This window comes from Leptospira sanjuanensis, assembly GCF_022267325.1.
Taxonomy (GTDB): domain Bacteria; phylum Spirochaetota; class Leptospiria; order Leptospirales; family Leptospiraceae; genus Leptospira; species Leptospira sanjuanensis.
In genome coordinates this window covers 301,955-319,908 of record NZ_JAIZBG010000002.1, presented here as the reverse complement: position 1 = coordinate 319,908, position 17,954 = coordinate 301,955, and the positions used below count along the sequence as shown (strand labels likewise).

The 17,954-nt window shown below is 36.3% G+C and carries 30 protein-coding genes; all 30 read left to right on the top strand.

What is annotated here, in order from left to right; translation table 11 throughout:
- The first annotated feature begins 206 nt into the window (after nt 1–206).
- Nucleotides 207–938: a hypothetical protein gene (locus tag LFX25_RS19560; RefSeq protein WP_238731922.1), complete on the top strand. Its 732-nt coding sequence runs from the start codon at nt 207–209 to the stop codon at nt 936–938.
- Nucleotides 939–1,232: 294 nt separating this feature from the next.
- A complete protein-coding gene (locus LFX25_RS19555) occupies nt 1,233–1,679 on the top strand; it encodes a putative toxin-antitoxin system toxin component, PIN family (protein ID WP_238731921.1) in 447 nt (148 codons plus the stop codon).
- Nucleotides 1,663–1,926, top strand: coding sequence for a toxin-antitoxin system HicB family antitoxin (locus LFX25_RS19550; RefSeq protein WP_238731920.1), 264 nt, complete (start codon nt 1,663–1,665; stop codon nt 1,924–1,926). The genes LFX25_RS19555 and LFX25_RS19550 overlap by 17 nt, the downstream gene beginning before the upstream one ends.
- 326 nt (nt 1,927–2,252) lie before the next feature.
- Complete coding sequence (locus LFX25_RS19545; protein WP_238731919.1) at nt 2,253–2,465, top strand: AbrB/MazE/SpoVT family DNA-binding domain-containing protein; 213 nt, start codon at nt 2,253–2,255, stop codon at nt 2,463–2,465.
- A gap of 42 nt (nt 2,466–2,507) precedes the next feature.
- Complete coding sequence (locus tag LFX25_RS20880) at nt 2,508–2,834, top strand: type II toxin-antitoxin system death-on-curing family toxin (RefSeq protein WP_319937458.1); 327 nt, start codon at nt 2,508–2,510, stop codon at nt 2,832–2,834.
- Nucleotides 2,835–3,060: 226 nt separating this feature from the next.
- Nucleotides 3,061–4,002, top strand: a complete 942-nt coding sequence (locus LFX25_RS19535) for a hypothetical protein (protein ID WP_238731918.1) — start codon at nt 3,061–3,063, stop codon at nt 4,000–4,002.
- 325 nt (nt 4,003–4,327) lie between these two features.
- On the top strand, nt 4,328–4,798 hold the full coding sequence (locus LFX25_RS19530; protein ID WP_238731917.1) for a hypothetical protein: 471 nt from the start codon (nt 4,328–4,330) through the stop codon (nt 4,796–4,798).
- A 273-nt stretch (nt 4,799–5,071) separates the two neighbouring features.
- A complete protein-coding gene (locus LFX25_RS19525; RefSeq protein ID WP_238731916.1) occupies nt 5,072–5,383 on the top strand; it encodes a type II toxin-antitoxin system Phd/YefM family antitoxin in 312 nt (103 codons plus the stop codon).
- 1 nt (nt 5,384) lies between these two features.
- On the top strand, nt 5,385–5,813 hold the full coding sequence (locus LFX25_RS19520; RefSeq protein ID WP_238732084.1) for a PIN domain-containing protein: 429 nt from the start codon (nt 5,385–5,387) through the stop codon (nt 5,811–5,813).
- A gap of 283 nt (nt 5,814–6,096) precedes the next feature.
- Nucleotides 6,097–6,357 carry a type II toxin-antitoxin system HicA family toxin gene (locus tag LFX25_RS20785; protein WP_238731915.1) on the top strand — a complete coding sequence of 87 codons (261 nt, stop codon included), beginning with the start codon at nt 6,097–6,099 and terminating at the stop codon, nt 6,355–6,357.
- Nucleotides 6,354–6,710, top strand: coding sequence for a type II toxin-antitoxin system HicB family antitoxin (locus tag LFX25_RS19510; protein WP_238731914.1), 357 nt, complete (start codon nt 6,354–6,356; stop codon nt 6,708–6,710). The genes LFX25_RS20785 and LFX25_RS19510 overlap by 4 nt, the downstream gene beginning before the upstream one ends.
- Nucleotides 6,711–7,028: 318 nt before the next feature.
- Entirely contained in the window at nt 7,029–7,262 is a 234-nt protein-coding gene (locus tag LFX25_RS19505) for a type II toxin-antitoxin system Phd/YefM family antitoxin (RefSeq protein ID WP_238731913.1), read from the top strand.
- 1 nt (nt 7,263) lies between these two features.
- A complete protein-coding gene (locus LFX25_RS19500) occupies nt 7,264–7,662 on the top strand; it encodes a type II toxin-antitoxin system VapC family toxin (protein ID WP_238731912.1) in 399 nt (132 codons plus the stop codon).
- Nucleotides 7,663–8,024: 362 nt separating this feature from the next.
- On the top strand, nt 8,025–8,513 hold the full coding sequence (locus LFX25_RS19495) for a hypothetical protein (protein WP_238731911.1): 489 nt from the start codon (nt 8,025–8,027) through the stop codon (nt 8,511–8,513).
- Nucleotides 8,514–8,636: 123 nt separating this feature from the next.
- Nucleotides 8,637–8,924: a type II toxin-antitoxin system HigB family toxin gene (locus tag LFX25_RS19490; protein ID WP_238731910.1), complete on the top strand. Its 288-nt coding sequence runs from the start codon at nt 8,637–8,639 to the stop codon at nt 8,922–8,924.
- A 1-nt stretch (nt 8,925) separates the two neighbouring features.
- Nucleotides 8,926–9,327 carry a helix-turn-helix domain-containing protein gene (locus tag LFX25_RS19485; protein ID WP_238731909.1) on the top strand — a complete coding sequence of 134 codons (402 nt, stop codon included), beginning with the start codon at nt 8,926–8,928 and terminating at the stop codon, nt 9,325–9,327.
- A gap of 253 nt (nt 9,328–9,580) precedes the next feature.
- A complete protein-coding gene (locus tag LFX25_RS19480; protein ID WP_238731908.1) occupies nt 9,581–10,489 on the top strand; it encodes a hypothetical protein in 909 nt (302 codons plus the stop codon).
- A 219-nt stretch (nt 10,490–10,708) separates the two neighbouring features.
- A complete protein-coding gene (locus LFX25_RS19475; protein ID WP_238731907.1) occupies nt 10,709–11,548 on the top strand; it encodes a hypothetical protein in 840 nt (279 codons plus the stop codon).
- A gap of 357 nt (nt 11,549–11,905) precedes the next feature.
- A complete protein-coding gene (locus LFX25_RS19470; RefSeq protein ID WP_238731906.1) occupies nt 11,906–12,154 on the top strand; it encodes an AbrB/MazE/SpoVT family DNA-binding domain-containing protein in 249 nt (82 codons plus the stop codon).
- Nucleotides 12,148–12,471, top strand: a complete 324-nt coding sequence (locus LFX25_RS19465) for a type II toxin-antitoxin system PemK/MazF family toxin (RefSeq protein WP_238731905.1) — start codon at nt 12,148–12,150, stop codon at nt 12,469–12,471. Before LFX25_RS19470 ends, LFX25_RS19465 begins: the two co-directional genes overlap by 7 nt.
- 324 nt (nt 12,472–12,795) lie before the next feature.
- Complete coding sequence (locus tag LFX25_RS19460) at nt 12,796–13,485, top strand: hypothetical protein (protein WP_238731904.1); 690 nt, start codon at nt 12,796–12,798, stop codon at nt 13,483–13,485.
- 7 nt (nt 13,486–13,492) lie between these two features.
- The gene (locus LFX25_RS19455) at nt 13,493–13,957 is read left to right on the top strand and encodes a hypothetical protein (protein ID WP_238731903.1); all 465 of its coding nucleotides are present in this window, start codon (nt 13,493–13,495) and stop codon (nt 13,955–13,957) included.
- A gap of 417 nt (nt 13,958–14,374) precedes the next feature.
- Entirely contained in the window at nt 14,375–14,626 is a 252-nt protein-coding gene (locus tag LFX25_RS19450) for a ribbon-helix-helix domain-containing protein (RefSeq protein ID WP_238731902.1), read from the top strand.
- On the top strand, nt 14,623–15,048 hold the full coding sequence (locus LFX25_RS19445; RefSeq protein ID WP_238731901.1) for a type II toxin-antitoxin system VapC family toxin: 426 nt from the start codon (nt 14,623–14,625) through the stop codon (nt 15,046–15,048). The genes LFX25_RS19450 and LFX25_RS19445 overlap by 4 nt, the downstream gene beginning before the upstream one ends.
- A gap of 304 nt (nt 15,049–15,352) precedes the next feature.
- A complete protein-coding gene (locus LFX25_RS19440; protein WP_238731900.1) occupies nt 15,353–15,643 on the top strand; it encodes a BrnT family toxin in 291 nt (96 codons plus the stop codon).
- Between the two features lie 3 nt (nt 15,644–15,646).
- On the top strand, nt 15,647–15,847 hold the full coding sequence (locus LFX25_RS19435; RefSeq protein ID WP_238731899.1) for a toxin-antitoxin system, antitoxin component: 201 nt from the start codon (nt 15,647–15,649) through the stop codon (nt 15,845–15,847).
- Nucleotides 15,848–16,174: 327 nt separating this feature from the next.
- A complete protein-coding gene (locus LFX25_RS19430; protein WP_238731898.1) occupies nt 16,175–16,423 on the top strand; it encodes a ChpI protein in 249 nt (82 codons plus the stop codon).
- Nucleotides 16,410–16,751, top strand: coding sequence for a type II toxin-antitoxin system PemK/MazF family toxin (locus LFX25_RS19425; RefSeq protein WP_238731897.1), 342 nt, complete (start codon nt 16,410–16,412; stop codon nt 16,749–16,751). The genes LFX25_RS19430 and LFX25_RS19425 overlap by 14 nt, the downstream gene beginning before the upstream one ends.
- Before the next feature lie 282 nt (nt 16,752–17,033).
- The gene (locus LFX25_RS19420; RefSeq protein WP_238731896.1) at nt 17,034–17,294 is read left to right on the top strand and encodes a ribbon-helix-helix protein, CopG family; all 261 of its coding nucleotides are present in this window, start codon (nt 17,034–17,036) and stop codon (nt 17,292–17,294) included.
- The gene (locus LFX25_RS19415) at nt 17,272–17,688 is read left to right on the top strand and encodes a type II toxin-antitoxin system VapC family toxin (protein ID WP_238731895.1); all 417 of its coding nucleotides are present in this window, start codon (nt 17,272–17,274) and stop codon (nt 17,686–17,688) included. Before LFX25_RS19420 ends, LFX25_RS19415 begins: the two co-directional genes overlap by 23 nt.
- Nucleotides 17,689–17,954 lie beyond the last annotated feature (266 nt).

Below are 17,954 nucleotides of genomic sequence, written 5' to 3'. Positions count from 1 at the left end.
TTCAGCTAACTACGACTTCTCGCTCCGTTCGTCACTCACGGTTCCCGCTCGGACTCACTACGGGCTTCACCACATTCGCTTTGCCGTTCGGCTTGCGAGACGCGACTAAGGTCGCTCAAGCCTCCGTCAATCCCTGCGCGCACAGGCGCTCCGGGAACGCGAACGTCGAGAAGTCTCTTTCGTTATGCGTAATGCCAAATGTGAAAATGTCAGAAGATAAAAATCAAATAGTTGATATTGGTCTTGTAAATATCAGAAGAAGATATTTAGATTTGGCCGAATTTATTACTGATTCAGCTAAAGAAGGCATAAATTATGATGACCGTATTCTTCCAATTTACTCTTTACTAACTTCTGCGGTTGAAGTTTATGCAAGAGAGATTCTCGAATTTGATAGGGCGCTCGAATTCGATAAAGATATTTTATTTAAGGCGGATTATGATATTACTCCATTCATTAATCGTTTTCAGGAAATTATTAAGATTGTAAGGATGGGAAAATTTTATCCATTAGAAATCTTAAAAGCATTTTCATCTTTAATGAATATTGAAAGTCAAAAATTTATTCAAAATTTTGAATCGATTTGGGCTGATTTAAGACAAATTAGAAACGCAATAATTCATCCGTCTTTACTTACTTATAATATTAAAATAGATAGAAAAGAAGAAATTAGAAGTTCATTATTTGATGAACGGAATGTCATCTTTATTGGTGTATTTTATTCTGATTATCCTGGAAAAGATAAATTGCAGCCGCTTATTCGTAGAGGTTTAATAGCGGATAAAAAAATGGGGCTCGATTTATATTCATATTTTTCTAATCGTGAAATTGCTAAATACTTTGTTGATAAAGTAAATTTATTTTTTGAAAGTTACATTCAGCATTTTAAAGAACCAGTTATTCGCGAGGCTTTGCACAAATTTCTCTTTAACGAATAATCTTAATGAAAAATTGCTGTTTAATGTTTGGCACTACGCATAACTTCGTCTCCTCGCTTCGTTCGGGATCGCTAATGCGACCCTCACTACGGGCTAAAGCCACATTGCTTTGTCACTTCGGTTCGCGAGCCAGCGCTAAGGCGCCTCGAACCTCGTGCCAACCCTTCGCGCAAATGCACTTCAGGGACGCAACGTCGAGGAGACTCTTTCGTTAGACGAACATGCCCCAAATCTTGCGTAGAGAGCCTAAATTAGCTGTTGACAAATGATAGCGTATATACTATCATACAGAAATTGAAAGTCGTCTTAGATACAAATGTTCTTTATCAAGCGTTAAGAGCAAAAAAAGGGGCTTCCCGAGCAATTCTGGAATTAGTTTTCGATCAGAAAATTAAGTTAGGATTATCGATACCAGTCTTTAAAGAATATGAAGAAGTGCTAAATAGGCGGACTTCAAAAGCAGATTTAGGAATTAACGATAAAGAAATAAAAAAGATATTGGGATTTATTGCTTACGCAAGTTATCCGCAAACGATTTATTTTGCCTTTCGTCCAAACCTGCGCGATGAGGATGATAATCATTTTGTCGAACTTGCAATAGCCTGTAACGCGGATTATTTAATTACTAGTAACGTAAAAGATTATCTAATAGATAACGATTTAAAATTTCAAGATTTGAAAGTTATAACACCGTCGAATTTTATGAATTATTGGAGGGAGAATTATGAAAACAAAAGCTAGTGTATTGACTATTAGAATTCCTTCTGAATTGAAGCATAAAATTGAGAAAGTGGCTGAAGAGCAGGGTGTTTCAATAAATCAATTAGCACTTTACGCATTTACAAAAGAAATTCAAGATCTTGAAACTTCTCAATATTTTGAAAAATATTACAAAGGTAAAACTAAGAAACAAATTTTCGCAGATTTTAGAAATGTTCTTTCTCAGATCAATAGCGACGATAAAATTCCTGCTTGGGATAAATTATAATATCTAATAATCGGGGCACGTCGTCTAACTACGGTTTCTCACGGCGCTGCGAGATCGCTTCGCGACTCTTGCTTGGCCTTCGGCACATTTGCTTTTTAACTTCGGCTTGCAAGACGCTCACTAAGGTTCGCTCAAGCCTCGTTAAAATCCCTTCGCGCACAGGCGCTCCGGGCACGCAACGTCGAGGAGACTCTTTCGTTATGCGCAAAAGCCCCAGAATTGGATTGCATAACAAAAATTTCACAGAGGGAAAAATGGGGGAGAATCTAAATCTTATTTGACATCGGTAATACTATTGTATATACTATGTTGTAACGGGTAAAGCAATGGTCAAAAAACTGATTCAACATGGTAACAGTTCAGCCTTAATTATAGAAAAACCAATACTTGAACTTTTACATATTACTTCAGATACTTCATTGGATATTAGTACCGATGGTAAAAGTTTAATAATCACTCCGATTGATAAAAAATTAGAAGCCAGTCTTGGAAAAATAAACAAGAAACATGGCAAGACACTTAAGCTACTTGCTGAATGAACGCCGATTCGATTAGATATTTAACTTACGAAGAAGTATTATATATTCATAAAAACCAGATCGAAGAATACGGCGGTTCTTACGGTTGCGTCAGCAATTTCTCAACCACTTTCGAGCTTTGATAATCAAGAATTTCATACAGGCTTAATACAAAAGGCTGCTGCATATTTATTTTATATATGTAAAAATCACGCCTTTGTTGATGGAAATAAGCGCGTAGCACTTGCGTCCGCTCTTATCTTTCTCGATCTAAACGGAATTGAAATAGAAGACCAAGACGATTTATTATATGAACTTACGATTGGGATCGCTGATGGAAGCGTTTCACTAGAAAGCATTATAAAGACTTTAGAAAAATTAAAACTTTAATTTTGATAGAGAAGGGGCTTCAGCGCATAACTTCGTCTCCTCGCTTCGTTCGGGATCGCTAATGCGTCCCTCACTACGGGCTAAAGCCACATTGCTTTGCCACTTCGGTTCGCGAGCCGTCCGCTAGGCTCACTCGAACCTCGTGCCAACCGCGTCGCGCTAATGCGCTTGCGGCCGCAACGTCGAGGAGACTCTTTCGTTATGCGACAGTTTCAAAGGATTTTGAATGAAAACAAAAATATTAATGATGACAACTCGACAGGATCTCCAAGGAGATATTTTTACACTGGAAGCTTTGCAATCAGCGCAAAGACAATTTAATGAAGCAAAGATTCCAAAATTTGTTGGATTACTGCATGACTCATCCCTTCCATATATAGGTCGAATTGAGAGTGTGGAAATTATCAGAGCCGATGACGGGCATTACGAATTATATGGAATTCAAGATATTTTTGATAAGACATCCAACTTCAAGGACCCGGATTTAGGGAATTTAGTGATTCTGGAAGGTGATAAAGTGGAATCACCAATGTCGCCGCAAGACAATGAAATAGAAAAAGACGAAATAACTCTTCTTACGTTAGATAGAAATCATTATAAGGAAAGAGAAAATATTGAAAAGAATATTGTTGATCAAGTTAAGAAAACTTCAAATTATAATTTCAATTTCTTGCATCAGTTTAATAAATCACTAGATGCACCTCCTGAAGTTATTATAACTTTTTCGTCTCTAATATATGCATATTTTCATGATAAAATCAGAGATGCAGTTCTTGATTCTGCTCTTCAAGAGCTAAAATTATTTTATTACTTTGTCCAAGCGATATTCGAGCAATCAGTTTTAAACAGAAAAAATCCTAATAAAATTGATTCTTATTTATTTAAACTTAAAGGAACTCCTATTGTTCAATATTATTTTAAAGAAATTGACAATCCGGATATTATTATCAAAGCATTAAATAAAGATAAGGTATCGCTTACTTTAAGTTATGCGAAAAAAGCAAATAAGTTATTTGAAGTTATTTTTATTCAATTTATTTATGATGAAATTATAGAAGAATTTAAGCTTAATTATATGGTGACTAAAAATGCAAAAATTATCGGGACTCAAGAAGCAATGGATAATCAAACCAAGGTAAAAAATATTCTCTTAAAAGACATTCAATAAAGTGAAACCGTCGCATAACTTCGTCTCCTCACTTCGTTCGGGATCGCTAATGCGACCCTCACTCCGGCCTCCGGCACATTGCTTTGCCACTTCGGTTCGCAAGACGCGACTAAGGTCGCTCGAACCTCGTGCCAACTCCTTCGCGCATATGCGCTCGGAGCCGCAACGTCGAGGAGACTCTTTCGTTATGCGACAGTTTGGAAAATATTCGGAAAGATATAAAATTGCTAATTAAATATTAAACCGTTTGGTATTTAAAAATTAGCCTATCATTTTATCAGAAATATGTTATGAATCCAAGTGCCTCAAAAGGAGTTAATTCAAAATGTCTGTATTTTTAGCGAGTAGAAAGACTGGTTACTATTGGGAAAGTGTAGAAAAAATACTTAAAATCGTTCAGCGCGTATCTCTAGATATTAACTCCGATGATGAACGAAAATTTGAAGATAGACTTTCCGGCGCGTTACAGCCAAATTTCGATGATTTCATAGATCAAAGAAATATTCAGCAAGTTATGACTAGAATAACAGCATTTGGTCATGACCATAGGCCGGATATGAGTATCGCAAATGACGGAATCGCGATCGAAGTGAAAGTGATTAGGACTGGTGCAAGCATCCGCGAAGCGATCGGCCAAGCATTCATTTATAGATTAGGTTATCGTTTCGTTATCATTATTTGGGTAGATACATCAAAAGATAAAAGTTATAAGACATCAACGGATGATCCAAATTCGAATGAATACAAATTTATCAAGGAACTCGAAGATTATAACATTTATTGTATTGTAAAATAATTGAAAGAGCTCAAACCGTCGCATAACTTCGTCTCCTCGCTTCGTTCGGGATCGCTCATGCGACCCTCACTACGGGCTAAAACCACATTGCTTTGCCACTTCGGTTCGCGAGCCGTTCGCTAAGGCTCACTCGAACCTCGTGCCAACCGCGTCGCGCTAATGCGCTTGCGGACGCAACGTCGAGGAGACTCTTTCGTTAGGCGAAAGTTTAGCAAAATTTTATTTGAGATAAAAAACAGCTTGAAAAAGAGCCACTGTGGCTATAATTAGAGCATGAAATCTGTTGGAATTAGGGATCTTAAAAATAACCTAAGTAAATATTTACACTTGGTAAAAGCCGGGGAAACAATCGTTATTACAGAGCATGAGCAAGTAATAGCGGAGATTAAAAAACCGTCTGAATTTTTAGAAGATTCAAAGAAACGTTTATACCTATATTTGGAAGAGCAGAATCGAATAGGAAAGATTAAGCTTGCGAAAAGAAATAAGTCGCAGATTGATTCAATAGTCAAAAAGCATCCTAAAAGTATGTCAAAAATAGAATGGGAAGCCATTCACAAAGATTCTCGCTCTGATCGTGTCTGAGATGATAGTCTATATAGATTCAAGTGTTTTGCTATCAATTATCTTTCAAGAACCAACTTTAGATAAATCGATTTCAATCTGGAAGGCAACGGAACTCAGAGTAAGTTCGATATTATTGGAAGCAGAATGTAAAATAAGTATTAAAAGGGCTTACTTTCATAATAAAAAGAAACTTGGTACAGGCTGGAAAGAGAGAAAATTAACGGAACTCGATAAACTGCTCGAGGAGATAAATCTCAAAAATTTAGATTCTTCTACAATGGAAAATCTGAATAACGAAGATTTACTTTCTGGTTGCAGGACTTTAGATGCTTTACATTTGTCAACGGCTATTGAGTTTCGCAATGAACTCGGGGAAGAGTTACTTATTTTTTCGTATGACAAAGATTTCAATAAGATAGCACAAGAATTAAGCTTTAAGACTTTGTAATCGAAACCTTCGCATAACTTCGTCTCCTCGCTTCGTTCGGGATCGCTAATGCGACCCTCACTTCGGGCTAAAGCCACATTGCTTTGTCACTTCGGTTCGCGGGACGTTCGCTAAGGCTCACTCGAACCTCGTGCCAACCGCGTCGCGCACAAGCGCTTGGACACGCAACGTCGAGGAGACTCTTTCGTTAGACGAAATGTGGCTGCCTTTTGCATTCGAAATTGGGATGAAAATGCCACTAAAAATTAGTTGCAATTCTGAGAATTAGCTTTAGAATAGGACTGTGTCAAAGGGTGAAAAGTTAGTAGAAAGATTCAAAGGAAAACCAAGAGATTTCTCTTACGATGAGCTTAGAAAGCTACTCTCTAGTTATGGATATAATGAAAGCAATTCCGGCAAATCCTCTGGTTCAAGAGTCGCTTGGATTCATTCAGAAACCAAACATATAATAAGACTTCATAAACCTCATCCTAAAAATATTTTGAAGTCGTACCAGATAAATCAAATTTTAGACGAATTAAAATCGGAGGGCTATATAAAATGAAAGATATTATCGAGTATAACGGATTTTTAGGCTCTGTTCATTTTGATGCAGATGATGAAATATTTTTTGGAAAAATAGAAGGAATCGAAGATTTAGTTTCCTTTGAAGGTGAATCAGTTAAACAATTAAAGAAGGCATTTCAAGAATCAGTAGACGATTATTTAATTTTATGTCAAAAAGCTAAAAAAAGTCCAGAGAAATCTTTTAAAGGTTCATTTAATGTTCGCATACCGACAGAGCTTCATAGACGCGTCTATAGAAAATCTTTGAGAGAAGGTATCTCTTTGAATCAATTAGTTCAGAGAGCTTTAGAAAAAGAAATTACTGATCTCAAAACGCCACACTTCGGCTAACTTCGTCTCCTCGCTTCGTTCGCGTCTCACGGTTCCCGCTCGCGCTCACTACGGCCTCCGGCACATTGCTTTGCCACTTCGGTTCGCGAGCCGTTCGCTAAGGCTCACTCGAACCTCGTGCCAACCGCGTCGCGCTAATGCGCTTGCGGACGCAACGTCGAGGAGACTCTTTCGTTAGACGAACATGCGCAAAGTGAACACTTTAAAAAGATTTTATAATAAATACCTTTCGTTGAAAGGTGATTTTTTTACGTTTTATTCTAAAATTCTGAGCGGATTAATATTTGACAAGTAGACAAGAATGAATAAATTCTAAATATGAAATCATATCCGGTCGGTGAACTTAAATCGCATTTTTCTGAAGTCTTAGAATCGGTTAAAAATGGTGAAAATGTAGGAATATTATATGGTAAGGGAAAGAAACCTATTGCCATGATTGTTCCAATGCAAAGTAAAAAGAAAGAGAAAAGAAAAATTGGATTATTGGATGGGAAGCTGCAAATTTCTTTCGCGAGAGATTTTGAGATTTCCGAAGAAGAGTTCTTAAGTTAGAATGAATTATTTGCTTGATACTCACGTCATTCTTTGGGCTATCGGTTCATCGAATCTGTTAAGTAAGAAAGTTAAAGAAACAATAGAAAACTCAGAGAACCGGATCTGCGTTAGTACGGTCTCCCTTTGGGAAATTTCTTTGAAATTTAGATTAGGCAAACTTAATCTTTCAGGAATAAAACCATCTCAAATTCCTGAATTTCTCTCTAAATCAAATATTGAGATTATTAATCTTGAATCGGTCGATGCAAGTACATATGATCAATTAAAAACGACGTATCACCGCGATCCGTTTGATAGAATGTTGATTTGGCAGTGTATTTTAAGAAAGTTTACATTGATAAGCAAAGATTCGGAAATGAAAAAATATAAATCGCAAGGGTTAAAGACGCTTTGGTGATTCTTGCGCACGTCGTCTAACTGCGGTTTCTCGCTTCGTTCGGGATCGCTAGTGCGACCCTCACTACGGCCTTCGGCACATTCGCTTTGTCTCTCGGCTTGCGAGACGACGCTAAGGCGTCTCAAGCCTTGTTCCAATTCTTCCGCGCGTTTAGCGCGCTCCAGAACCGCGAACGTCGAGAAACCTACGTCGTTATACGCCATAGGCAGAATAAATATTATAAAAATATTTTTTTTAAAAAATCATAAAAAATGCAATAATTTATATCATTAAAAATACTCTATGATTCTAATGATTCTTAAAATTTTAGAATAATCTTTCAAAGATGGTCCTATCCGTTTTTATTATTTAAGAAAAACATCATGAAATATATCATATTTCTCATATTATCAATTCTTTCATATTTAAACATTTTATTAGCAGAAGAATGTCAGAGGGGAGAACCTGTCGCAACCCTCAGTTCTAATTTTCCTATAAAAATTAGAACTACTTTTTCAAATCAAAAACAAATTTTTACTGAATCCTTTACTTTCAATAATCAACAATTCATCATTATTGAGAATAAAGGATGTGAAAATTATTGGATTGAATATACTTTCAAATTTCCCATTAATAACAAGATAGATTATTATTTGGAAATTCAAAAATCACTTTCAATAATCAAGAAACACAACGAATATAGCATAAATATTGCAAAAATTTTAAGCATACTCAAAAAATCTAATGAAAAAAATATCATAAACAAAGATATAAGTTTATCGAAAAATGAATTCGGTGAATATTTTACATTAACAAAAAACAAAGATAAAAAAGAAATAGTTTATTCAATTTCAGCGGTCATAGGGTTGTAATCAAAATTAAAGCCTACGGCGTATAACTTCGTCTCCTCGCTTCGTTCGGGATCGCTTAAAATAATTCTCTGAAGAATGAAATAAATCTTGCAGAATATCTCAATATGAGATATTCTGTGATTTGTGCATGTAATCAGTAGGCGAAAAATTACAGAATTTATTGAACAATATCCTAAATCAAGATCTTCACTGGAATTATGGTATAAAGTCTTAAGTAAGACGGATTTTGGTAATTTTTCAGATTTAAGAAAGGTTTTTCCTTCAACAGATATTGTACAAAATTTATTCGTTTTTAACATATCTGGTAATAATTTCAGACTTATTGCAGCTATTCACTTTAATAGGAAAAAAGTATATATTAGAGAAATCCTAACTCATTCAGAATATGACAAGGGAAAATGGAAGGTATGAAATGATTGCTGAATTAGAAAAAGTAAAGAACGTATGGCCTGAGATTAAAGAGGTTATTTCATATCCGAGAACTCAAAAGCAATATAAAAAACTCGTAGAAATATTAGATGATTTAATTGATGAAGTAGGCAACGACGAAAAGCATTCATTAGCTCCATTGATGGAAACAATTGGCAACATTGTTGAATCCTATGAATCCGATCACTTCATAGAGATTGAATCGGATCCGATTGAAATTTTAAAGTCTTTAATGGAAGAGCGTGGACTTTCTCAAAAAGATATGAAAGAGCTTGGTAGTCAAGGCGTTGTATCTGAAATTTTGAATGGTAAAAGGGAATTAAATGTAAGACAAGTTAAAGCGTTGTCTAAAAGATTTAATGTTTCTCCTGCTGTTTTTATTTAAAGTTTTAATATCAAAGCGACTACGCATAACTTCGTCTCCTCGCTCCGTTCGGGATTGCTAATGCAACCCTCACTCCGGGCTTCGCCACATTGCTCGATTTCGGTTCGCTTTGATGTTTAAAGACGAGCGAATCTCATCGTCCCTTCGCGCACAAGCGCTCGGGCACGCAACGTCGAGAAACCTACGTCGTTATGCGACATGCCACATCGGTTTTCATCGCGGCAAAATATCTAATTAGTTCGGTATATTAAAAGTGTTTAATCGAATTCCTGAAGCATTCTTGGTAATATTATTTACTGGATTTACTTATACATTAGCGTTCATCTTCAAACTAGGCAAATTTGATCATTACAAAATTCCAGCCGAATTTATTCAAATTGATTATCGGGAATTGATATATCCATTTACTTTTGTAATTTTGATGGCTGTCATAATTTTGTTTTTTTATCTTATTCTAACAGTATTGAATTTATTAGATTTTAAAATAGTTAACGCCATAAAAAACAAAATTTCGGCAGTAAGTATTCTTATTTTAATATTCCCCGTTGCCTTGGTATTTCTATATTACAAATTTAGCCTCTCCATTTATTATCTGATAGTCTCTCAATTCTTTTCACTAATGCAAATCTCTATCCTTTTGTACAAAGTAGGAAAAGATCTACGCGCTTATGAAGATTTAGATAGGCGAGCACAAGAACTTTATGAGAAATCCAATGATGCACGTACAAGGACTGATAGATTAAAGTTAGAGGCATCTGATTTAAGTATAAGTCGAAATAAAAAAAAGAAAATTACGAAAGCAATCGAGGCAATGGAAAATGATTCTGCTTCTATTTTCGAAGAGGTTGAAAAAATTAAAACCACGATAGATAAATCTATAAATCTTTCTCGAGCTTTATTCTTATTCGGTCCAGTGCTTTCTCCTATTCTTCTTGTATTATTATTTTATAACATAGGCCAAAGTAAAGAAATTGGCCGCGCTGAATTTTCGATTTATAAGGAATATATTTTAATAGATCTTGTTAATAAAACTGGTATATTGAAGAAATATAACAAAATCAATAACACAATCGATAAAGATTTTTTTATCACTGAATTTCCTGAAAATCAGATTTTAGAAATAAAAACAAAAACCATTGGGCGTTTGACGGTTACTGAATAAAGTGGCACATCGCATAACTTCGTCTCCTCGCTTCGTTCGGGATCGCTAATGCGACCCTCACTCCGGGCTAAAGCCACATTGCTTTGCCACTTCGGTTCGCGAGTCGTTCGCTAAGGCTCACTCGAACCTCGTGCCAACCCTTCGCACAAATGCGCTTCAGGGACGCAACGTCGAGGAGACTCTTTCGTTAGGCGGCATAATCTCTAAACGAGACTTGATATGAAGAATTACCTAAGATATTTGGAAATAATTAGAAAAATAGCAAACGTTTCTGTAGCAAGTTTATTTCTGATTCTTTCATTTTATTCGGCAATTACCGCTCTTGCAGAAATTGAATCGCGATCCAATGCAATTAAGTCTCTGGAAAAGAAAATTAAATTGTTAGAGGAACAGATTCGAGAGTCTCAATTTACTACTTCTGAGTATGAAGTTAAGCAAGAGCTGAATGTAAGTAAAAGGCAGTTGAATACAATTCAAGACCTAAGTATTACAGGCTCTCCATATTATTCAATTAAGCATATTATGGCTATGACGGCGGAAGAAAGAAAAAGCTATGAGGTTACTAAAAGCTTAGAAGACACTTTGAATTATTTAGATGAATATTCTAAGCAGCATTCTGGAGTGAGTTCTGAACAAGGGTTTCAAGAGTTTAAAATGCAAGTAGAATCGAAGTTACTCGAATCGAAATCGGCGACTATCAAAGTTAAAGCAATATCGATAAATCCGATAGAAACATTCTCATATCAAGCGTTGCTTTCTGCTTTAATGATATCATCTGCTATCGTAGGCACTTTTATACATAGTTTTCGTAAGCAGCAAAGTATTAACTTATCAAATGCGGTTCTCGGCTTCTTAACAGGATTTGCTGCATATATTGCGATTATTGGTGGTAAGGCAATACTGTTTTTGAATTCTTCATTTGATCCTGGATTTTTCAATCCTTATAGCTTAGCATTTTTATCACTAATAGCGGGGCTTTCATCTGATAAGTTTTTTGCTTTAATAATCAATACAGGTGAAAAGAAAATGGAAGCTTCTAATGATTTGAGAAAGGATTAGGTTAGAAGTAAGAAAATGAGATTACGCCGCCTAACTGCGATTTCTCGCGGCGCTTCGGAATCGCTCATGCGATCCTCACTACGGCCTCCGGCACATTTGCTTTGTCACTCGGCTTGCGAGACGACGCTACGGCGTCTCAAGCCTCGCGCCAATTCTTCCGCGCGTTTAGCGCGCTCCAGAACCGCAAACGTCGAGAAACCTGCGTCGTTAGACGACAGTTTTTAAATATCTTTTTGAAATTAAAGTTCCTAAGATACTTAGTATAGAAATCGGTTGTTCGCAATTCCAATGCCTTCAAGGCAAGAGAACAATATCTTTTTGGTTGACAAATTTTGATGTAATTACATAGTAATTACTATGAAAGCTTCAGTTGTAAAAATAGGCAATTCTAAAGGTATTCGGATTCCTAAAGCAGTTTTAGAAGAATGTCATATTGAAGAAGAAGTAGATTTACTAATCGATAATAATAAACTAATTATTGTTCCTCTGAAATCGAAACCGAGAGAAGGGTGGGAAAAACAGTTTAAGACAATGTCATCTAATAAAGATGATAAATTACTTATTCCTGATTCAATAGATTTATCAAATAAGGATTGGGAATGGTGATTTCTCAATACGAGGTATATTTAATAAATTTGGATCCGACTATTGGACATGAGATCAAAAAATCAAGACCCTGTGTAATAATCTCACCTAATGAAATGAACAAAACTATTGGAACAATTATTATTGCACCAATGACAACTAAATCTCGATCTTATCCCACAAGAGTTGAATTAACATTTCAAGGAAAAAAAGGTTGGGTTGTATTAGATCAAATTCGAACAGTGGATAAAACGCGTTTGATAAAAAAGTTAGGGAAAATAGATCCTAAAACGGTTCATAAACTGAAACTGGTTATAAAAGAAATGTTGGTTGATTAGCATTCCAATCAACTTGATAAAAACCGTCGTCTAACTGCGGCTCCTCGCTTCGTTCGGGATCGCTAATGCGACCCTTGCTTGGCCTCCGGCACATTTGCTTTTAAACTCAACTTGCAAGACGTTCGCTAAGGCTCACTCAAGTTGAGTTTAAATCCCTTCGCGCGCAAGCGGCTTCGGGAACGCAAACGTCGAGAAACCTACGTCGTTAGCCGAAATAGCGCAAAAATTTAAGCCAGCCGTCCTGGCTCGCTCGAGAGTAAAAAAAATTCTTATTTAAAAGTTATTATAGAATTATTGTGTATATGAAGTTTGGAGAATGAACACATGAAGAAAAATAAAATGTTAATTTGCCTATTGTATATAATAGTATCAATAGTGCTATTTTATTGCAAAAGTTATGAGCTTAGGCCTGAAGCAAGAAATGTTCAAATTTTTATGCGTGTCGGCGATAAAGTTAAAAGCTACGATTCATTTCTAAAATCTCTTCAGGAAAACGTTCAAAACCCAAGTTCAGTCTACTCTAAATGTACCTACCTCGGAGATGCACCTGAAGCTGAGTATTCTCCTTCACAGTCACCGACTACTGAGGATCTACTTAATGATGTCAAAAATCAATCCTTTGCAAAAGGAGCAAACCTTGTATTTTGTAATAACGCTTACTCGTGCAATGCTGGCAAAAAGTTTCCCGGCCAAATGTATTATTGTGAAAACTTAAATGCTGTTCTAACTGCTCAAAGTGCAGATGATAAGCAAGCGGAATTAAACGAAAAAATAGCGAAAGAAAAAGAAGAGAAAGAGCTTTATACGAAGCCACACTATTGGTCAATTTGCGTTGCAACTGGAAATTCTAATCTGCCACCATCTTTTGTGCAAGGTTCGTTGAAACAATTCCCTCCAAAAGCCTCCGATACAGAAAATCAATGTGCAGATAAAGCTTGGTACTTAAGCAATGTTGGAAGTCAATTTGGAATACAATGTTCATGCAAATATATGAAAATGGATAGAAAGTCTTAATAAGAATATGAGTTGGCTTCCAATCATAATTTCCATTTTAGCTTTTTTGGTGGCACTCTATGCTGCTTTCATCGGACCGAAGTTTCAGCTTAAGTTATTGTTGATGAATGTTATAGCAACAAAAGCAAAGGAAGCGAATTCATTTTGGGGAAAGGAAAGCCTACAAAATAAAAATCACATTCAAGAAACTATAAATTCTATCATTAGAACTATTCAACTAATCGATGTAATGATTAGAAATCATAAAATTCGGCTCAGTCGGTCCCGAACAATGCTTTTAACTTGTTTTTACCTTGAATTATACGACTCGATCCACAACACATTAATGGAAAAAAACAAGAATCCTGAAACAATAGCTTTAGAGTTATTTCCACAAGAAACTGTGAGTGGTCTCGATACTATAGGGGAACAGATAAAAACTATTCGAGATAATTTTATCTTAATTCACGAATATTATCTGAAAAAAGAATAAAAACCGAAATTTTCCAATTGTAAATTTAGCAAACAAAATATAAAAAATATAGCATTTGTCCCCGAGTCGCCCGTCCGTGGGCTCCCGATCAGGCGCTACTTCGGCTAACTGCGGCTTCTCGCGGCGCATCGGGATTGCTTTGCAACCCTCGCTTGGCCTTCGGCACATTTGCTTTGTCACTCGGCTTGTGATCGTTCGCTAAGGCTCACTCAAGCCTCGTTCCAATTCTTCCGCGCGTTTAGCGCGCTCCAGAAACGCAAACGTCGAGAAGCCTCTTTCGTTAGACGACATGCGTGCGAAATGACTTTTGCGATGAAAATGTCTTTATAAATTCATTTTTGTAATTCGAAAAAGTGTAAAAATTTCGTTGACCGAATTTGAAAATGTATTACGTTCGTAATACAAAAGGTGTTTTTTATGATTAGTCTTCGATTACCCCCGGAATTAGAAAAGAAACTGTCAGAAGTAGCTAAAATTGAAAATAAAAGCAAATCAGAAGTTCTTAAAGAGTCTTTAGTTTATTACATTGATAATTTTGCGCAAAAGCCATCGGCCTATGAATTGGGTAAAAAATACTTTGGTCAATATAAGAGTGAGATTTCAGATAAATCGGTAAATCATCAAAAGTATATTAAAGATGCAATATTGAAAAAGCAAAAAGGCAAATGATAAAAGCAATTATTGATACTGGACCTATTGTTGCCTTTTTCGATGAATCAGATGTTTATTGTAACAGCATCAGATTGTTTCTCAAGGATTTCAAAGGAAGATTATTTACGACTATTGCCGTGGTAACAGAAGTTTCATATTTATTATCTGATAATAAGCAAGTTCAGAATTCATTCATTGAATGGATTAAAGACGGAGCGGTTACAATTTTAAATCAAGATAATGAGCATTTTCCATTTATATATTATTATATGGAAAAATATTCAGATCGCCCGATGGATTTTACGGATGCTTCTCTTGTTAGCCTTTCCGAAATATATGGAATTAAAGATATTTTAACTTTGGACAGTGATTTCCTTTTTTACAAAACGAAAAAAGGAAAAACATTAAATATTCTTAATTCTGAAATGATTAAGGCTTAAATTAAAGCACGCACGATCGTCTAACTTCGTCTCCTCGCTTCGTTCGGGATCGCTAATGCGTCCCTCACTACGGGCTAAAGCCACATTGCTTTGTCACTTCGGTTCGCGGGACGCGATTACGGTCGCTCGAACCTCGTGCCAACCGCGTCGCGCTAATGCGCTTGCGGCTGCAACGTCGAGGAGACTCTTTCGTTAAGCGACAGTGGCGAACTTGAATCTTAATACAAATATCTTTCGATAAAAGCCAATGAGAGAAAAAATTAAAGACTTTACAAATATTTAGTATATCGATTATACTATTAAAGTGCGCTTTGAATGGGATCTTGAAAAAGAAAGGATAAATATTCAAAAGCATGGTCTTTCATTTGGAGAAGCATCATTAGTTTTTGCTGACCCGAGAACGATTTACATTTCTGATCCAGACCATTCTATTGATGAAGTAAGAGAAATTGCACTTGGGACAATTGAAAATATTACTATCGCGGTCGTAATTTTTGTTGATCGATCACAAAATGATGAAGAAATAATAAGGATCATATCGGCGAGGCCAGCTACAAATTCAGAAAAAGCTCAATACTACTCAGCTGATATCTAATATATGAGAGAAGAATACGATTTTTCAAAAGGCAAGCGTGGTGTTTACTCACGGGATTTAAAGGATCTTCATTTTCCGGTATATCTTGATCCGCAATTAGAAGAATACTATAAGAAAATCGCACTTAAGAAGAATAAAGATCTTAGTACAATTGTTAATACGATCTTACAAAAAGAAATGGAATTACACAATTCCTTAATTTAATTAACGCCACCATCGCTTAACTTCGTCTCCTCGCTTCGTTCGGGATTGCTAATGCAACCCTCACTCCGGCCTCCGGCACATTGCTTTGTCACTTCGGTTCGCGAGACGTTCGCTAAGGCTCACTCGAACCTCGTGCCAACTCCTTCGCGCGTAAGCGCTCGGAGACGCAACGTCGAGGAGACTCTTTCGTTAGACGAAATGCCCTAAGCTTAGCTTGATATTGAAGAAGAAACCAAAAGACAATGCGTCGGCTTATTTTCTAAATTTGGACCAAAAATCAGTCTATTTTAAAGTTGACATTGGTATGACCAAAGTTATACCAAGAATATGAAAACGGCAATTTCAATTCCTGATGAGCTATTTAAGACTGCTGAGAAAACAGCCAAGAAACTTGGAATACCACGTAGCCAATTGTTTGCAAAAGCATTAGAAGAATTTATTCAATCTCATAGTAAGGAATCTGTAACTGAGAAATTGAATCAAATTTACAATAACAAGTCCAAAGAAACTAAAAATAATATTACTGATTTATCCATTGAATCGCTTCGCAAGAGTTTAAAAAATGATTCGTGGTGAAATCTGGTGGGTGGATTTAGGAATTCCTTTTGGAAGTGAACCTGGATTTAAACGTCCTGTTCTCATAATTCAAGATGATTCTTTTAATCAAAGTAATATTAATACAATAGTTTCAATTGCAATTACATCAAATCTGAATCTTTCGGAAGCACCAGGTAACGTTCTAATTAGCAAGAAAGATTCAGATTTATCAAAAGACTCAGTCGTAAATGTTTCTCAAATTGTGACTTTAGACAAAGAAAGATTTCTTAACAAAGCAGGAAAACTCAAATTAAATAAATTAGATGAAGTTGAAGTAGGGCTTAAACTGGTTACCGGTTTAGATTAATAAGGGCACTTCGTCTAACTTCGGCTTGCCGCTCCGTTCGTCACTCACGGGTTCCCGTTCGGACTCACTCCGGCTCCGCACATTGCTTTGACACTTCGGTTCGCGAGCCGGCGCTAAGGCGCCTCGAACCTCGTGCCAACCGCGTTGCGTTAATGCGCTTGCGGCCGCAACGTCGGCAAGCCTACGTCGTTAGGCGCAAGGTCGCGAATTGGCTTGAAATAAAAGCCTTTTCGATCAAATAAGTTCCTTGACCGTCATACATATTCGTAATACATATGAAAAATGATAAGCTTACGTTTGCCACCTGATTTAGAAAGAAAATTGGATTCTTTTGCCAAATCTGAAGGTAAAAGTCGTTCAGAAATAGTTAAAGATTCCATTTTAGAGTATATTAAAAATCATGGACGTATAAAAACTCCATTCGAGTTAGGAGAAGATTTGTTTGGAAAGCATTCTTCTGGCATTTCAGATTTAGCTCAAAATCGAAAAAAATATCTTCATCAATCAATTAAAGATAAGAATGCAAAACGTAGCTCTAATTGATTCTGGTCCAATTGTTGCTTTATTCAATTCTAACGATAAATTTCACAAATCAACATACAAATTTATTAAATCTTATAAAGGTTCGTTATTTTCATCGTGGCCAGTCGTTACTGAGGCCGTTTATTTACTTTCTTTTTCAATAGAAGCCCAATCTGATTTCTTAGAATGGATTGAAAGAGGAAGCATAAAAGTCTTAGATATAAGCTTGGAAGATCTTCGATATATAAAAAATCGTATGAAAAAATATTCTGACTTGCCTATGGATTTAGCCGATGCATCTTTAATGTGTATAGCGGAAAGAGAAGGGATTGAACGGATTATTAGTATTGATTCAGACTTTTCTATTTATAAAACATTAAAAGGAAAGTTTTTACAAAACTTATTAAAAGTATAAACGCGACCCAGCGCCTAACTTCGTCTCCTCGCTTCGTTCGGGATCGCTCCGCAACCCTCGCTTGGCCTTCGGCACATTTGCTTTGTCGCTCGGCTTGTGACCGTTCGCTAAGGCTCACTCAAACCTCGTGCCAATTCTTTCGCGCGTTTAGCGCGCTTCAGAACCGCAAACGTCGAGAAACCTACGTCGTTAGTTGCAATAGTGGCAAAAATAAATTTGAAAGCAGCGTTTGATTTTAAAATCTCTATAAAAGGAATTGGAAGAAA

What these genes read in the sequence shown, in the direction of transcription:
- LFX25_RS19460 (WP_238731904.1), top strand. Translation starts at nt 12,796, where the DNA reads ATGAAGAAAAATAAAATGTTAATTTGCCTATTGTATATAATAGTATCA.
- LFX25_RS19535 (WP_238731918.1), top strand. Translation starts at nt 3,061, where the DNA reads ATGAAAACAAAAATATTAATGATGACAACTCGACAGGATCTCCAAGGA.
- LFX25_RS19450 (WP_238731902.1), top strand. Translation starts at nt 14,375, where the DNA reads ATGATTAGTCTTCGATTACCCCCGGAATTAGAAAAGAAACTGTCAGAA.
- LFX25_RS19455 (WP_238731903.1), top strand. Translation starts at nt 13,493, where the DNA reads ATGAGTTGGCTTCCAATCATAATTTCCATTTTAGCTTTTTTGGTGGCA.
- LFX25_RS19510 (WP_238731914.1), top strand. Translation starts at nt 6,354, where the DNA reads ATGAAAGATATTATCGAGTATAACGGATTTTTAGGCTCTGTTCATTTT.
- LFX25_RS19550 (WP_238731920.1), top strand. Translation starts at nt 1,663, where the DNA reads ATGAAAACAAAAGCTAGTGTATTGACTATTAGAATTCCTTCTGAATTG.
- LFX25_RS19465 (WP_238731905.1), top strand. Translation starts at nt 12,148, where the DNA reads ATGGTGATTTCTCAATACGAGGTATATTTAATAAATTTGGATCCGACT.
- LFX25_RS19520 (WP_238732084.1), top strand. Translation starts at nt 5,385, where the DNA reads ATGATAGTCTATATAGATTCAAGTGTTTTGCTATCAATTATCTTTCAA.
- LFX25_RS19560 (WP_238731922.1), top strand. Translation starts at nt 207, where the DNA reads ATGTCAGAAGATAAAAATCAAATAGTTGATATTGGTCTTGTAAATATC.
- LFX25_RS19500 (WP_238731912.1), top strand. Translation starts at nt 7,264, where the DNA reads ATGAATTATTTGCTTGATACTCACGTCATTCTTTGGGCTATCGGTTCA.
- LFX25_RS19485 (WP_238731909.1), top strand. Translation starts at nt 8,926, where the DNA reads ATGATTGCTGAATTAGAAAAAGTAAAGAACGTATGGCCTGAGATTAAA.
- LFX25_RS19475 (WP_238731907.1), top strand. Translation starts at nt 10,709, where the DNA reads ATGAAGAATTACCTAAGATATTTGGAAATAATTAGAAAAATAGCAAAC.
- LFX25_RS19415 (WP_238731895.1), top strand. Translation starts at nt 17,272, where the DNA reads ATGCAAAACGTAGCTCTAATTGATTCTGGTCCAATTGTTGCTTTATTC.
- LFX25_RS19445 (WP_238731901.1), top strand. Translation starts at nt 14,623, where the DNA reads ATGATAAAAGCAATTATTGATACTGGACCTATTGTTGCCTTTTTCGAT.
- LFX25_RS19470 (WP_238731906.1), top strand. Translation starts at nt 11,906, where the DNA reads ATGAAAGCTTCAGTTGTAAAAATAGGCAATTCTAAAGGTATTCGGATT.
- LFX25_RS19525 (WP_238731916.1), top strand. Translation starts at nt 5,072, where the DNA reads ATGAAATCTGTTGGAATTAGGGATCTTAAAAATAACCTAAGTAAATAT.
- LFX25_RS19425 (WP_238731897.1), top strand. Translation starts at nt 16,410, where the DNA reads ATGATTCGTGGTGAAATCTGGTGGGTGGATTTAGGAATTCCTTTTGGA.
- LFX25_RS19545 (WP_238731919.1), top strand. Translation starts at nt 2,253, where the DNA reads ATGGTCAAAAAACTGATTCAACATGGTAACAGTTCAGCCTTAATTATA.
- LFX25_RS19435 (WP_238731899.1), top strand. Translation starts at nt 15,647, where the DNA reads ATGAGAGAAGAATACGATTTTTCAAAAGGCAAGCGTGGTGTTTACTCA.
- LFX25_RS19420 (WP_238731896.1), top strand. Translation starts at nt 17,034, where the DNA reads ATGATAAGCTTACGTTTGCCACCTGATTTAGAAAGAAAATTGGATTCT.
- LFX25_RS19530 (WP_238731917.1), top strand. Translation starts at nt 4,328, where the DNA reads ATGTCTGTATTTTTAGCGAGTAGAAAGACTGGTTACTATTGGGAAAGT.
- LFX25_RS19430 (WP_238731898.1), top strand. Translation starts at nt 16,175, where the DNA reads ATGAAAACGGCAATTTCAATTCCTGATGAGCTATTTAAGACTGCTGAG.
- LFX25_RS19505 (WP_238731913.1), top strand. Translation starts at nt 7,029, where the DNA reads ATGAAATCATATCCGGTCGGTGAACTTAAATCGCATTTTTCTGAAGTC.
- LFX25_RS19495 (WP_238731911.1), top strand. Translation starts at nt 8,025, where the DNA reads ATGAAATATATCATATTTCTCATATTATCAATTCTTTCATATTTAAAC.